The sequence below is a fragment of the Nocardioides sp. SYSU D00065 genome, from assembly GCF_017916425.1.
In the GTDB taxonomy this organism is placed as follows: Bacteria; Actinomycetota; Actinomycetes; order Propionibacteriales; family Nocardioidaceae; genus Nocardioides.
Genome location: NZ_JAFMSX010000001.1, coordinates 910,336 through 925,170, shown reverse-complemented (window position 1 = coordinate 925,170; position 14,835 = coordinate 910,336). Strand labels below are relative to the sequence as shown.

11 protein-coding genes are annotated in these 14,835 nt (G+C 71.7%); 7 read left to right on the top strand and 4 right to left on the bottom strand.

Annotated elements, in window-relative coordinates; all coding sequences use genetic code 11:
- Positions 1–10: 10 nt before the first annotated feature.
- Positions 11–1,000 carry a YihY/virulence factor BrkB family protein gene (locus J3P41_RS04530; RefSeq protein WP_210649014.1) on the bottom strand — a complete coding sequence of 330 codons (990 nt, stop codon included), beginning with the start codon at positions 998–1,000 and terminating at the stop codon, positions 11–13.
- A 91-nt stretch (positions 1,001–1,091) separates the two neighbouring features.
- Between J3P41_RS04530 and J3P41_RS04525 the strand changes: the two genes are divergently transcribed.
- The gene (locus J3P41_RS04525) at positions 1,092–2,036 is read left to right on the top strand and encodes a DUF1353 domain-containing protein (RefSeq protein ID WP_210649013.1); all 945 of its coding nucleotides are present in this window, start codon (positions 1,092–1,094) and stop codon (positions 2,034–2,036) included.
- A gap of 9 nt (positions 2,037–2,045) precedes the next feature.
- Here J3P41_RS04525 and J3P41_RS04520 read toward each other — a convergent pair whose 3' ends face one another.
- A complete protein-coding gene (locus J3P41_RS04520) occupies positions 2,046–2,771 on the bottom strand; it encodes a hemolysin III family protein (RefSeq protein WP_210649012.1) in 726 nt (241 codons plus the stop codon).
- A 95-nt stretch (positions 2,772–2,866) separates the two neighbouring features.
- Here J3P41_RS04520 and J3P41_RS04515 point away from each other — a divergent pair, with 95 nt between their 5' ends.
- From J3P41_RS04515 to J3P41_RS18860, 5 genes are all read left to right on the top strand, one after another.
- On the top strand, positions 2,867–3,646 hold the full coding sequence (locus J3P41_RS04515; RefSeq protein WP_307861827.1) for an isoprenyl transferase: 780 nt from the start codon (positions 2,867–2,869) through the stop codon (positions 3,644–3,646).
- Positions 3,647–3,866: 220 nt separating this feature from the next.
- On the top strand, positions 3,867–5,192 hold the full coding sequence (locus J3P41_RS04510; protein WP_210649010.1) for a PhoH family protein: 1,326 nt from the start codon (positions 3,867–3,869) through the stop codon (positions 5,190–5,192).
- A 406-nt stretch (positions 5,193–5,598) separates the two neighbouring features.
- On the top strand, positions 5,599–6,279 hold the full coding sequence (locus tag J3P41_RS04505; protein WP_210649009.1) for a lytic transglycosylase domain-containing protein: 681 nt from the start codon (positions 5,599–5,601) through the stop codon (positions 6,277–6,279).
- A 116-nt stretch (positions 6,280–6,395) separates the two neighbouring features.
- Positions 6,396–7,049, top strand: a complete 654-nt coding sequence (locus tag J3P41_RS04500) for a Type 1 glutamine amidotransferase-like domain-containing protein (RefSeq protein ID WP_210649008.1) — start codon at positions 6,396–6,398, stop codon at positions 7,047–7,049.
- Between the two features lie 132 nt (positions 7,050–7,181).
- Complete coding sequence (locus J3P41_RS18860) at positions 7,182–7,508, top strand: DUF2511 domain-containing protein (protein ID WP_210649007.1); 327 nt, start codon at positions 7,182–7,184, stop codon at positions 7,506–7,508.
- Between the two features lie 407 nt (positions 7,509–7,915).
- Here J3P41_RS18860 and J3P41_RS04490 read toward each other — a convergent pair whose 3' ends face one another.
- Together J3P41_RS04490 and J3P41_RS04485 are read right to left on the bottom strand one after the other, a co-directional pair.
- Positions 7,916–8,314: a DUF6174 domain-containing protein gene (locus J3P41_RS04490; protein ID WP_210649006.1), complete on the bottom strand. Its 399-nt coding sequence runs from the start codon at positions 8,312–8,314 to the stop codon at positions 7,916–7,918.
- A gap of 222 nt (positions 8,315–8,536) precedes the next feature.
- Positions 8,537–8,977, bottom strand: a complete 441-nt coding sequence (locus tag J3P41_RS04485; RefSeq protein ID WP_210649005.1) for a hypothetical protein — start codon at positions 8,975–8,977, stop codon at positions 8,537–8,539.
- A gap of 180 nt (positions 8,978–9,157) precedes the next feature.
- On the opposite strand from J3P41_RS04485, the gene J3P41_RS04480 reads away from it, so the two are divergent.
- On the top strand, positions 9,158–14,824 hold the full coding sequence (locus J3P41_RS04480; RefSeq protein ID WP_210649004.1) for a GH92 family glycosyl hydrolase: 5,667 nt from the start codon (positions 9,158–9,160) through the stop codon (positions 14,822–14,824).
- Positions 14,825–14,835 lie beyond the last annotated feature (11 nt).

Below are 14,835 nucleotides of genomic sequence, written 5' to 3'. Positions count from 1 at the left end.
GGCGGCCGTCTCAGCCGTCGCTGTGGTCGCCGACGGTGCGTGCGTGCGGGCGCCCGGGGTCGTCCAGCGACGGGGCGGCCTCCCCGGCCCGCAGCGCCTCGAGCTGCGCGCAGACCGCGGTGCCGTAGAAGAGCGCGATGGAGGACAGCAGGGCCCACAGCAGCAGGGCGAAGATGCCGGCCAGCGGCCCGTAGACGTCGCCGAAGGAGCCGCTGAGGGAGACGTAGAGCGCCAGTCCCACGGTCGCGAGCGCGCTGAGCAGCACGGCGATGGCCGCGCCCAGCGCCAGCCACGACAGCGCCGGCTGCCGGCGGCGCGGGGCGTGGTCGAGCAGCACCGCGATCGTCAGGACCAGCAGGCTCAGACCCACCGGCCAGCGCAGCACGTTCCACCACGTCACCGTGCGCGCCGACCACCCGTAGCTCTGCGCCATCGCCTCGCCGAGCGCGGCGCCACCGACGATCATCACGAAGCCGGTCGCCACCGGCAGGGCCAGGACCGCGGTCAGCACGGCCGCGCGGCCGTACTTGAACATCGCCTTGCGGTCCCGCCGGATGCCGTAGATGCGGTTGGCGCCGCGCTCGACCTGGGCCATCGCGGTCGTCATCGACATCAGGGCGAAGCCGAGGCCGAGGACCAGGGCCACTTCGCCCGCCCGCTCGTCCTCGTCGCCCGTGCTGACCGCCGAGGCGAGGGCGTCGCTCTCACCGGCGCCGGGGGAGACGGAGTCGACGACGTGGGCGACGACCGCAGCCGGGCGCTCCTCGTCGAGGTCGGCGGCGAGCCCGGTCAGGGCCAGCAGGAAGGGCACGACCGCCAGGCACGCCTGCAGGGCGAGCGCGCGCGAGTTGGTGAACCCGTCGCCGTAGCGGAACCGCACGAACGACTCGACCGCGATGCTGCGCAGGCCGTGCTGGCGCGCGAGGTGCCACGCGTCGAGGGCGTCGAGCTCGTCGCCGTCCATCTCCGTGGTGACCGGGACGGTACGCGCGGTGGTCATGGGCGCACCCTAGGTGGACCGCGGCGCGGTCGGGGAGGACGGGTGGGGGCGGGTGGTGCCGGGTGTCGGTCCGGGCCACCACACTGGGGACATGCAGTCTCGGGAGCGCAGGGGAGCGGTCGTACGGCTCCCGCGGCAGGTGGCGCGTGAGCCGCGTCGCTTCTACGACGGCGGCACGCTGCCGAGTGCGGCGGGCCCGGGCGAGCCGCCCGACCGCGACGCCGACCCGCGCATCGTCCTCGAGCGGCACGCCGAGGAGGACGCGGAGCTCTTCGAGCTCGAGCGCCGTCTGGCCTACCTCGACCGCCACCTCGGGGAGCTGCTGGTCCCGGCGACTCCGGGCTTCCGCACCGACCTGACCTCGGTGCCGGCGCTGTTCACGTGGCTGGTGCCCAAGACCGGCGCCCACCTCCCGGCCGCCCTGCTGCACGACGCGCTGGTGGCCGGCGGCGACGACCCGGCGTCGTACGACTCCACCGACGGGCACGTCGTGGACCGGGTCGCGGCCGACCGCATCTTCCGCGACGCGATGGCCGACACCGGCACGGGCGTGATCCGCCGCTGGATCGTGTGGACCGCGGTCACGGTGGCGACGATCTTCGTAAGCGAGTCCGTGCCGTGGTCGCGGGCACGGCACTGGTCCTACCGCGTGGCGGCCGTCGTGACGATCACGACCATCCTCTTCCTCGGCTACTCCTCGACCAGCGACCTCCTCGACCGATCCTGGGTCGGTGCCGTCGACGTGCCGTGGATGGGTGAGCGGCCGTGGTGGCTCGAGCTGGTCGGCGGCCTCGCCGGCACCGTCGTGCTGCCGCTGGCGCTCAGCCTGCTGTGGGGGCGGCTGCGGATGGCCGGCGCGATCGCCGGGGTGATGCTCGCGGTGCTGTTCCACGTGACGATCGGGCTGGCGGCGATCGGGGCGTCCTACCTCGCGCTCGAGCGCCTGGCCCGGCGCGCGCCGGTGCTGGCGTGGGCGCTGGCCGCGCTCGTCGTGGCGAGCTCCCTCGCCACCTTCGCGCTGCTCACCCTCGGCTGAGCCGGCCCGCTAGCGCAGCGAGTACGTCGCCAGCGAGACACCGATGTAGTGGGCGGCGAACGCCAGCACGGTGAAGGAGTGGAACACCTCGTGGAAGCCGAACCACCGCGGCGAGGGGTTGGGTCGCTTGAGGCCGTAGACGACGCCGCCGAGCGTGTAGAGGATGCCGCCGATCGCGACCAGCACGAGCGTCGCGATCGCGATGCCCGAGCTGAACTTGTCGGCGCCCTCCATGAACTGCGGGATGAAGAAGACCGCGGCCCAGCCCAGCGCGATGTACATCGGCGTGTAGAGCCAGCGCGGGGCATCGGTCCAGAAGACCCGGAAGACCACTCCCGCGATCGCGGCGGCCCACACCACGACGAGCAACGTCGTGCGGGCGGAGCCGTCGAGGAACAGCAGCGCGTAGGGGGTGTAGGTGCCAGCGATCAGCACGAAGATGTTGGCGTGGTCGAAGCGCCGCAGGAACGCCCAGGTGCGCGGCGACCACTCGCCGCGGTGGTAGATCGCGGACACGGTGAACACCAGCAGCGCCGACAGCGCGAAGGCGGTGGACCCGATCCGCGTGGAGGCGGTGGGGGACAGGGCCACCAGCACGATGCCCGCGGCGAGGGCCAGCGGCGCGGTCGCGGCGTGCAGCCAACCGCGCAGTCGCGGCTTCACCTCGGCCATCTTGTCGGCCATGATCCCGCCGGCGCGCTCCACAGCGTGCTCGACGCGGTCGCGAGATGTCATGCCCTGGTCTCCATGGTGCCGAAAATACCCGGACGTCGGTGACGCGCGCAGCCGACCGTGCCGAGTGCTCGCTCGGGCGGCGTTACGATCGGTCGGTGGTCAACGTGAAGGACGCCGTGCGACGGGTGCTCTACCCGGCGTACGAGTCCCGGGTCGTGAAGTCCCTGTCCGCGGACCGCCTTCCCAAGCACGTCGGGGTGATGCTCGACGGCAACCGGCGCTGGGCCAAGGCCGTCGGCGCCAACACCGCCGAGGGCTACCAGGCGGGCGCCGACAACATCCGTCCGCTCCTCGGCTGGTGCGAGGAGGTCGGCATCGAGGTCGTCACGCTGTGGCTGCTGTCCAGCGACAACCTCACCAACCGTCCGCCCGAGCAGATCGCCGGCCTGCTGCGCATCATCGAGGGCGCCGTCGCCTCGCTCGCCGAGGCCGGTCGCTGGCGGATCCACCCCGTCGGCGCGCTCGACCTGCTGCCGACCGAGACGGCCGAGCAGCTCAAGGCGGCCGAGGAGGCCACCCGCCACATCGACGGCGTGCTGGTCAACGTCGCGGTCGGCTACGGCGGGAGGCGCGAGATCGCCGACGCCGTACGCGCGCTGCTGGCCGACCACGCGGCGCGCGGCACCTCGCTGGAGGAGCTCGCCGACCTCATCGACGTCGAGCACATCGCCGAGCACCTCTACACCAAGGGCCAGCCCGATCCCGACCTGGTCATCCGCACCTCCGGCGAGCAGCGCCTCGGCGGCTTCCTGCTGTGGCAGTCGGCCAACTCGGAGTTCTACTTCTGCGAGGCCCTGTGGCCGGACTTCCGGCGCGTCGACTTCCTGCGCGCGATACGGGCGTACGCCGCCCGCGAGCGTCGCTTCGGCGGCTGAGCCGGCCGCGGTCGAAGCGTCACCTGCTGCTCACCCCACGTTCGGGCGTGTCGGCGGTCCGGGTGTGGCGGACGGGCGTACGTTCGCCACATCGGCAGGTGGGGAAGCCTGCTGAACCGGGAGGCAGTCCTTGAGCACTCAGATGGGAGCTCTCCGGTCCGTTGAATGACATCGGGCCGGGCGAGGAGTGCGCGCGCCGACCCGCAGCTAGGGGTTAGTCGTGGCCAGCAACACCTCATCGCCCAGCACCGCACGTCGGACCTACGTCCTCGACACCAGCGTCCTCCTCGCCGACCCCGGGGCGCTCAAGCGCTTCGCCGAGCACGAGGTGGTGCTGCCGGTCGTCGTGATCACCGAGCTCGAGGGCAAGCGGCACCACCCGGAGCTCGGCTTCTTCGCGCGGTCGGCGCTGCGCTCCCTCGACGAGCTGCGGGTCGTCCACGGGCGGCTCGACGAGCCGGTCGCCATCGGCAGCGAGGGCGGCACCATCCGCGTCGAGCTCAACCACACCAGCCCCGACGCGCTGCCCTCGGGCTTCCGGCTCGGCGACAACGACACGCGCATCCTCGCCGTCGCGCGCAATCTCGCCGACGAGGGACATCGCGTCACGCTGGTCTCCAAGGACCTGCCGCTGCGCATCAAGGCCTCCGCCGTGGGCCTCGACGCCGAGGAGTACCGAGCCGAGGCGATCAGCAGCTCCGACACCGGCTACACCGGCATGGCCGAGCTCGAGGTCCCGGCCACCGACCTCGACGAGCTCTACGAGGACGGGGTCATCGACCTCGCGGAGGCGCGCGACCTGCCGTGCCACAACGGGCTGGTCCTGCTCTCGGAGAGGGGTACGGCGCTGGGCCGCGTCGGCGCGGACAAGCGCGTCCACCTCGTGCGCGGCGACCGGGACGCCTTCGGGATCCACGGGCGCTCCGCCGAGCAGCGGGTCGCCCTGGAGATGCTGCTCGACCCCGAGGTCGGCATCGTCTCGCTCGGCGGCCGTGCCGGCACGGGCAAGTCCGCCATGGCGCTGTGCGCCGGGCTCGAGGCGGTGATGGAGCGCCGCCAGCACAAGAAGGTCGTGGTCTTCCGCCCGCTGTTCGCCGTCGGCGGGCAGGAGCTGGGCTACCTGCCCGGCTCGGAGAACGAGAAGATGTCGCCGTGGGCCCAGGCGGTGTTCGACACGCTCGGGGCGCTGGTCTCGCGCGACGTGGTCGACGAGGTGATGGACCGCGGGATGCTCGAGGTGCTGCCGCTCACCCACATCCGCGGCCGGTCGCTGCACGACGCCTTCGTGATCGTCGACGAGGCGCAGTCGCTCGAGCGCAACGTGCTGCTGACCGTCTTGTCGCGCATCGGCGCGAACTCCAAGGTCGTGCTGACCCACGACGTCGCCCAGCGTGACAACCTGCGGGTCGGGCGTCACGACGGCATCGTCGCGGTGGTGGAGAAGCTCAAGGGCCACCCCCTGTTCGCCCACGTCACCCTGACCCGTTCGGAGCGCTCCCCGATCGCCGCCCTGGTGACCGAGATGCTGGAGGACGTCACCCTCTGAGCCGGGCGCGCGGCGGCTCCGGCCGCCGGCCGCTGTCGGCGCCCCCGCCCGATGTAACGCCGTGTTACTGCACCTACCCACCCCCGTACACGACCGGGCGTACAAGCAGTAACACGGCGTTACATCGCCGCTGCCAGCAGACGGATGTGACGTATGGGGCTGGTGGGCTCGATGTGGCGCGTTCCTTGCCGACGTGATCCACAAGACGTCATCAATCCGGGCGTTCGGTTTGCACGCCCCGAAGGCCTCGTGCATGGTGGCTGGTGACCTCCTCGTGACTCCGGTCGTCGGCTGGTGAGCGACCCCCGCAACCCCGCCGCCCGTACTGTCGCCCGAGTCGTCGAGGCCGGTCCGCCCGCGTCCTGCGACGTGCCCCCCCCTGTCGTCGACCCCCTCTGTGAACCCTGTGCCCAAGCCCGACAAGTACGTCCCCAAGCACCGCGCCCCTGGCAAGCACAAGGCCGTACGTGCCCCGCGCCGCGCCCTGCGCACCGGCGTCGCCCTCACCGGGGTGGCCGCCGCAGTGACCGGGGTGAGCGTCGCGGGCGGGATCTCCGCCAGCGACCCGGCCGTGCTGACCCCGGCCGCGGCCGACCTGGCGACCAGCTCGTCCAGCGCTTCTCCCCGCCCGGCGGCCGGCTCGTCGACGCCGGAGCCCGCGGCGGACCGGCTCGAGCAGCGCTCGCAGCGTTCGGTGGCCTCCCGCTCGGCACGACGTACCGATGCTGCCAAGGCGACGGCGCTGGCGATGTCGGGCGGCGCCGCGGTGACCCGCTCGCAGACGCTCTCCGAGGCAGACCCCCGCGACATCGCCCGGGCGCTCCTGCCGGTCTACGGCTTCTCCTCCGACCAGTTCTCGTGCCTGGACGCGCTCTACGTGAGCGAGTCCGACTGGCGCATCGACGCCGACAACCCCACCTCGTCGGCGTACGGCATCCCGCAGGCGCTGACGCAGCTGCACGAGCTGCCCGCCGACTACATGACGTCGGCTGAGTCGCAGATCCGTTGGGGCCTGGAGTACATCCGCGACACCTACGGGACCCCCTGCAGCGCCTGGGACTTCAAGCAGGGCAACGGCTGGTACTGACGCTGATCGTCGTCGAGCTGTCGGCGGTCCGGCGAGTGGTATTCCCGCGGGACTAGTGTGAGCCTGGAGTGCCGCGACCCTCTGCCACACATTCCTCCTCCACGCCGGGAGGCGTCATGAAGTTCCTGCTCACGTCGGGCGGCGTCACCAACCCGAGCATCCGCGGCGCGCTCGTGGAGCTGCTCGGCAGACCGATCGAGGAATGCCACGCCCTCTCCGTCCCGACGGCTCAGTGGGGCCATCCCATGTGTGGCCCCGGATCCGTACGTCGCTCCGTCGCCGGCGACGGGACCAACCTGACCGACCTCGGTTGGGCGTCGGTAGGCGTGCTGGAGCTCACGGCGCTCCCGACGATCGGCGCGGAGCGGTGGCAGTCGTGGGTGCGGGACGCCGACGTGCTGCTGGTCGATGGCGGCGACGCGACGTACCTCAGCCACTGGATGCGGGAGTCCGGCCTGGCTGACCTGCTGCCGTCGCTGACCGACATGGTGTGGGTCGGGGTGAGCGCGGGAAGCATGGTCCTCGCTCCACGGATCGGGTCCAGCTTCGTGGAGTGGCCGTCCGCGGTGGACGACCGCTCTCTGGGAGTCGTCGACTTCTCGATCTTCCCGCACCTCAACGCGTTCCCGGAGAACACCCTGGACGCGGAACGGTGGGCAGCCGAGCTCGGCGGGCCCGGTTACGCGAGTGACGAGCAGACCGCGATCCAGGTGGTCGACGGCACCGTCGAGGTGGTCTCCGAAGGTGAGTGGACGCGGTTCGGCGTCTAGTCACGCCACGGTCCCCATCCTGAGTCGACGAGCGCTTTCGCGCCCGAGATCTGCCCGGCGCTGAGCGCGCTCGTGCCGAGAAGCGTGCTCCGCGTCGGCGATCTTGCGCGAAGGGGATCTACGCTTCGCTGCGTGCATCGGCTCCTCGTCGCGATCGCGAGCATCGCCTTCCTCGGCGCGTGCTCCAGCCCCGACAAAGGCTTCGGCGAATCCGAGGAGATCGGGCGGAGCGAGCTCGGCTCCGAGTGGCCGCTCAACGTCGACTCTGCACTTCTGACGTGTCTCGAAGGCGATGTCTCAGTCACCATCGCAGGACGGACTGACTACATCGACACCGACGTAGAGCTTCAGGACCTCTCGCGCAGGTTCAGGAGGGCCTGGTCGCACGACCCCTTGCGCCCGGACTCGCGGATGAGTCTGCGACCGCTGGTCGATCGAGGGAAGTCGCTCTGCGACTGACCGTCCGGATCCGCCGCGGCGAGGGGCATCCGTCCCTGCCGAGATCGGAACGCCATCGGTCGCGGACCCAGGCGGGACATCTATGCACACCCACAGTTCGGCAGGGTGCAGCGGGGCTTTCCAGCCTTCATGTTCATAGCCGAGGACGGCACCATCGCAGGCGTGGCCTCCGGGGGAGTCGCCTCCGTAGCCGAGATCGAAGACTTGGTGGCGAAGCACCTCGGCGTGCGGCTCTGACCGCCAGCGAACGCCGTGGCTCGTCTGCCCGAGCGTCCGGATCCACCTGCGTGGCCTACGACTCCCGCAGGCTCGACATCGTGGTCGAGGTTCGTTCGAAGTGGTTCGCCAGCCCTGCCGAGCTGCGGCCGAGCCGAGTGGCCGAACGTGTCCGTACGAGCCGGTGGTGGTCATCGCCGCAGCGGCGACACGTCGGTGACCTCGTAGCACTCCTCGTCGTCGGTCACCTCGGACGACGGGTCGATGTTCAGACTGCTTGGGAGGCCCTTGTCGTCCACCGCCAGCGTCACCTCCGCGCCCGCCTCGGCCTGGTCGGCCCGGTCCAGCAGGCCGGCCAAGGTGGGTACGTCGGCGAGCTCCGGCCGCGCGACGGTGCCCTGCAGCGGCTCGGCGGATTGCACGGCGCCATCGCGCACCTCCACGCGGTAGCGACCGATGAGCGGGCGCTCGCCGCACGAGGAGGTGAGGACGAATCGGTAGTCCTGCGGGAGTTCAGGGCGCTCCGACGCCGGCGCTGGACCTCCGGGAGCCGGCTCGTACGTGGAGCAGCCGGTGACGGCCGCTGCCACGACCGACGCTGCAACGGCGTACGAATGTCTCCGTCCAGCCATGCCAAGCCCTCCCGCCAGCGGTCGACCTCCAAGGGACCATAGCCTCGGTGAGCTGCGCGAGCGGACTTCGGCAGGGAGGACGCGGCCGGCGCTGACCGCCAGCTGGGCGGCGCGGGTGGCTGGCGCCACGACGTCATACGGACGGGGCAGGCGCCGGCCCTGCCCGTATGACGTCCGGGGTCACTCCGAAGCGGCGGGTGGAGTCGCGAACACGGCGTCGACGGCGCCGGTGCGGTGCAGGCAGTCCACGACCGCGTCCGCGTCCACGCCCTCAAGGCCTCGGACGTGAGCCTCCCCGTAGTGCCCACCGCCGCCGGAGAAGCGGTCGCCGAGGGCGACCGACTGTCCTGAGTCGAAGACGACTGCTCGCTCGGTCGCGTCCCACGTGGTTCCGTCGGCCCAGAACGCCACCGAGTCCCCGACGAGGAGGCAGCCCGCGGCCAGCTCGAGGCGGCCAGACACCTGCGCTGCGGGGTACGCATCCCAGCCACGCACCGCGATCACGGGGCCCGCCGTCGTCGCGTCGTCCGCGGGCGCGCGGTCGTCGCCGCTGCACCCGGCTCCGGCGCCCATGGCAGTGATCGACGCGACCAGCCATCCCGTCGCCGTACGAGTCCGCATCGCGATCCCCCCTCCTGCTGAGCGTAGCCGGTCCAGGGCGCGCGGCACTCGTGCGAAAGGCCGCGTTCACCCAGCGGTCGCTCGGAGGAACGCTGCCTGCCACCCCGTCCTGAAACCTTTCAGGCCAGGCGCCTGCTCGCGGGGGCGCCTTCGTCATGTCTCCCTCCGAAAGGACCCGCCATGCCCCGACCCGGAGCCCCCTCCGGCGTCGGTCGACGTCGTCGCAGCAGCCTCGTGCTGGCAGCGACCGTCGGCCTCGGTCTGGTCGCGTCGAGCGCCTCGACCGCCACGGCCCAGCCGCCCCTGTCCGCGAGCGCAGCGGCGACGGCCGCCGCCTCGACCCTCGCCCCGTTCGACGCCGTCGACCAGTTCATCGGCACCGAGCTCGACACCACCCAGAACAAGAGCAACGACGCCTACGGCAACACCTACCCCGGCGCGGCGCTGCCGTTCGGCATGGTGCAGCCGAGCCCGACGACGTACAAGGTCGGCGAGACCAACGACCTGGTCCGCGAGAAGGGCGGCTACGAGTACACCGCGAACCAGATCCGCGGCTTCGGCATGACGCGCTACTCCGGCACGGGATGCCACACCCGCTTCGGCGGCTACGAGTTCCCGACGATCCCGTACGCCGGTGAGCTCGCGGCCGACGGCACGCTGCCGCGCAACCCCGCGGTCGACGGGCAGCACCGCTCCTACTTCCTCGACTTCAGCCACGACGACGAGGTCTCCGAGCCCGGCTACTACCAGGTGACGACTGCCGACGGCACGAGCACCGAGCTCACCGCGACGCGGCGCACGGCCGTCAGCCGCTTCGACTTCTCCGACGCCGACGGCTCGACGCTGGTCCTCGACGCCTCCGGCGCCAACAACCGCACCTTCGAGGTGGACCTCGACATCGACCCCGAGACCCGCACGGTCAGCGGCTCGATGTACGGCACCGACGTGTGCGACAACGGCAACTTCTACCGCGCCTACTTCTCCACGACGTACGACCAGGCGTTCGCCTCGTACGGCACGTGGACCAACGGCACGATGACCGCCGGCTCGACCGAGGCGTCCGTCGCCGGCGACACCGGCTCCGACCAGCGCCACCGCACCGGCGGCTGGGTCACCTTCGCCGACGACGCCGTCGTCACCGCGAAGACCGGGTTCAGCTACACCAGCGTCGACGCCGCGGCGGCCAACGCCGAGGCGGAGACCGCCGGCTCGTCCTTCGACGACGTCCGCGCCGACGCGAAGGCCGCCTGGGAGCAGGCCCTGGGCACCGTCGAGGTCGCCGGTGGCACGGACGCGGAGCGCACCAAGCTCTACACCGCGCTGTACCACGCGCTGCTGCAGCCGACCATCGGCCAGGACGCGGACGGCCGCTACCTCGGCTACGACGGCCAGGTGCACCAGGTCGAGGAAGGTCACGACTTCTTCCGCCGGATCAACTTCGCCGGCCAGGGCTGGGACATGTACCGCAGCCAGGCGCAGCTGATCGCCATGCTCTTCCCCGACGTCGCGGTCGACATCAACCGCTCGATCGTCGCGCTGACCCAGCAGACGGGCAAGTGGTCGCCCGGCGCCGCGCGGATGTCCGGCGACAACTACCAGGTCATCCTCTCCACGCTCGACGCGTTCGGTGCGACCGACTACGACCGGCGGGCTGCCCTCGACTCGATGCTGGCCACCCAGGAGCTGCCAGCCACGAACTCCACGCGCACGGAGGCCTTCCAGTTCGCGGCGGCCGGGTTCATCGAGAACCGCAAGGGCAACCACGCCACCTCGCGCACCCTCGAGTACGCCGTCGACGACTTCGCCATCGCGCAGCTCGCCGACCGCCTCGGCGACACGGCGGCGCACGACGCGTTCATGGTCCGCGCGCAGAACTGGCAGAACGTCTTCGACCCGCAGACCCAGCACATCCGCCCGCGCGAGCGCACCGGCTTCGACCGCAACCAGAACCTCGCCAACCGCGGCACCGGTACCTACGGCGAGCAGTTCAACCAGTCCACCGGCTACCAGTACGGCTGGATGGTCCCGCACAACATCGCCGAGCTGGTCGAGCGACGCGGCGGCCGGTCGGCCTCCCTGCGCGCGCTCGACGTGCTGATGGCCGAGCTCGACGCCGGTGCCTACGACAAGACCGGCAACTACCTCTCCAACGAGGCCGCGCTGAGCACGCCGTGGGTCTACAGCTGGCTGCAGGCGCCGCACAAGACCACCGACGTCCTGCGCCGCGCCGTCACCGAGCTCTACGACACCACTCCCTCGGGCCTGCCCGGCAACGACGACGAGGGCGCGCTGAGCGCCTGGTACGTCTTCGCGAACATCGGCGTCGCGCCGGTCATCCCCGGCACCTCGAACCTGCTGGTCACCGCCCCGATGTTCGACAAGGTCACCCTGCGCAGCCTCGGCTCCGACCGGGTGTACGAGATCAACGCGCCGGGCGTCTCGGCAGGGCAGCGCTACACCACGGCGATGAAGGTCGACGGCGTCGCCACCACGAAGAGCTGGGTCGGCGAGGACTTCGCCCGTGACGGCGGCACGCTCGACCTCACCATGGCCGCCACCCCCGGCACGTGGGGCACCGGCGCGGACGACGTCCCGCCGTCGTACGGCGAGGGCATCGACGCGCGCAACAACGTCGGCACCTCGCCGGACGGCCAGGCCCGGATGGGCTCGATGGACCTCAGCGACTGGTCCTTCTCCCGCCAGACGCTCGCGAGCAAGGGCGCGGCACCGGGTCAGCAGATCCCCTTCGGGGACACCGGCCTCACCTTCACCTGGCCCGACACCGAGCCGGGCGAGCCGGACAACTGGATCCCCAACGGCCAGCGGGTGGACCTCGCGAACGGCAACGCCGGCAGCATCTCCTTCATGGGGCTGGCCACGAACGGCCCGTCCTCCGGCACCGCGGTCGTCGAGTACGCCGACGGCAGCACGCAGCGGGTCCCGGTCACGCTCAACGACTGGACCGGCAGCGGCAACGGCAACACCGAGCTGTTCAGCGTGAGCGGGCGCAACAACGCCAACGGCACGACCGGCGCCGGGACGTTCAAGGTCTTCGCGACCCGTCCGGCGCCGCTCGACCGCAGCAAGACCGTCGACGCCGTCGTGCTGCCGCAGGCGACGTACTCCGGGGTCATGCACATCTTCGACGTCGCCACCTCCCCGCAGGAGTACGTCGACCCGAACGCGCCCACCGGCACGCCGGACCGGGTCATCCTCACCAGCACCGAGGCCCCGGCGACCTCGCAGCACGTGACGTGGCGCAGCAGCAGCGCGCTGCCCATCGACGGCAAGGTCGAGTACCGCACCGTCGGCGGCACCGCGCAGACCGTGGACGCCGTCGAGCAGGCCGAGCGCACCGTCGGCGGCTACCCCTCGCGCAGCCACTCGGCGCGGCTCACCGGTCTCACGCCGGCCACGGCGTACGAGTACCGCGTCGGCGCGGGCAGCACCTGGAGCCCGTGGCAGACGTTCACGACCGCAGGCGACGAGGACGACGCGCTGTCGTTCCTCTACTTCGGCGACGCCCAGGAGGGCATCGACACGGTGTGGCCGAAGACGGTCGCCGACGCGTGGAAGGCCGTTCCCGACGCCAGCCTGCGCCTCTACGCCGGGGACATGGTCAACACCTCCACCAACGAGAAGGAGTGGGACGACTGGTTCTCCGGCGTGGGCTACCACGCGCGCACCACCACCTCGCTCGCCACGCCGGGCAACCACGAGGTCGGGCCCGAGCCCTTCATGGAGCACTACAAGGACACCTTCGAGTTCGACGGCAACGGCCCCGTGGCCGCCGACGCGGGGCCGTACGCCGCGACGTACGGCGAGCACCTCGCCTCGGTGCTGAAGGACACCGTGACCTACAGCGACCACCAGGGCGTCCGGTTCGTCGTGCTCAACGCCAACCGCGACGACATCTGCCCGATGACGACCGTCCCGGGCCTCGCGACGTGGAGCTGCGACGTCGCCCGGCACGTGTGGATGTCGATGCAGGCCACCTGGCTGGACCGGGTGCTGGAGGAGAACCCGCACAAGTGGAGCGTCGTGCTGGTCCACCAGCCGCAGTTCTCCACCGGCATCTCCGACAGCGGGGCCTTCCGCGACGAGGACAACTGGCGTCGCTACGTCGGCCCGGTGATCGAGCGTCACGACGTGGACCTGGTCCTGCAGGGCCACGACCACGCCTACGGCCGCGGCTTCATGAACCGGCACCGCACCGACACGCAGGGCGTCTCCACCGGTCCGGTGTACGTCGTCGCCAACGCGGGTCAGAAGCAGTACCGCGCGGCGCCCGAGAACGACAACGTGTGGACCCGCAACCGGGCCACCGCGGTCGTCAGGGCGCAGGACACCTCGACGTTCCAGCACATCCGCGTCGAGGGCGACACGCTGACCTACGAGTCGGTCGTGACCTACGTCGAGGCGGGCGGTGCCGCTCCGAAGGCGCCGGGGGAGACCCTGGACTCCTTCACCATCACCAAGTACGACGACGGCGCCAAGTGGGTCACCGAGGCCGGCGTGGCCGTGCCCGGACCCGAGGTGCCGGCGGCCGGCGTCGAGAAGCCGGGATCGGAGCCCTTCGATCCCGACACCTTCGGTGCCGTGGTCTGGGACGACGACTTCAGCACCGACAAGCTGGCGCAGTACGCCACCCGAGCGGGCGGCGAGCCGCTGCCCGCCCTGTCGGTCGACACCGCCGACGGCGTGCTGGAGGCGACGGCGACTGGGCGTGCCTGGGGCAACGTGGTGCCGCCCGTGGAGGGTGGCGAGCGCTGGGCGCTCGTCGTCGAGCCCCGGTCGTTCGCCGGCAACCGCGCCGCGGAGGACAGCATCTTCGTCGGGGCCTCGGCCGACAACCAGAACCAGTGGATGAACTGGTACAACCACAGCCGCAAGGAGACCGGCTACGACTTCGCCGCCTCCTCCGCGGGCAAGGCGGTCGGTCGTGCCAACGGCCCGCTCAGCGTGGACCCGGGCGACCGGGTGGCCTTCGTGGTCGACCACGGCGAGGTGAGCTCGTGGATCGAGGAGGACGGCGCGTGGCGACGCTACAACGGCGGCCTCGCGGCGTACGCCCTCGACGAGGGGACGCTCGAGTCCTGGAAGCCGACGCTGGGCCTGCGGCTCGACCCGGGCACGATCGCGATCGACCGGGTGACGGTCCTCGCGGGCGACCCGGTGGACCCGCCCGTCGACCCGCCGGTGGACCCGCCGGTGGACCCGCCGGTGGACCCGCCCGTGACCACCCCGGTGGACCCGCCGGTCGACCCGGCGCCTCCCACCGAGGCGGCGCCCGTCTCCCTCGCCCTGAGCGGCGCCGGACGGGCACACGGAAGGGCGACCATGATTACCGGGACGCTCCGCTCGGGCTCCCGGCCGGTCACCGGTGACGTGAGTGTCGCCGTCGACGGCAAGGCCTACCGCACCGTCACCGCCACAGGGGGCACGTTCACCGTCGCGCTCGACCGGTCGCTCGCGGCCGGACGGCACACGGTGACGGCGTCGTACGCCGGTGGCCGGGGGCTCCAGCCGGCCACCGCGGAGCTGGGCATCACGGTGGCGAAGGCGACGGCGCGGGTGAGGCTCGCGCTGCCGAAGGCCGTGGCGGCGGGCACGCGGCTCAGCGCCGTGGTCCGCGTGGTCCTGCGCGGCGGCGCCCCCGTCGACGGCGGCCGGGTGCGGCTCACGGTCGGCGGCACACGGGTGGTCGCCAAGGTGCGCGACGGCCGGGCGCGGATCCAGCTCCCGGTCCTCCGCAGGCCCGGCAAGGTCCGCGTGACGGCGCGATTCCTCGGCACGGACTCGGTGCGGAAGGCCACCGCGAACACGGTGGTCCGCGTACGGCGCTGACCGTACGCAGC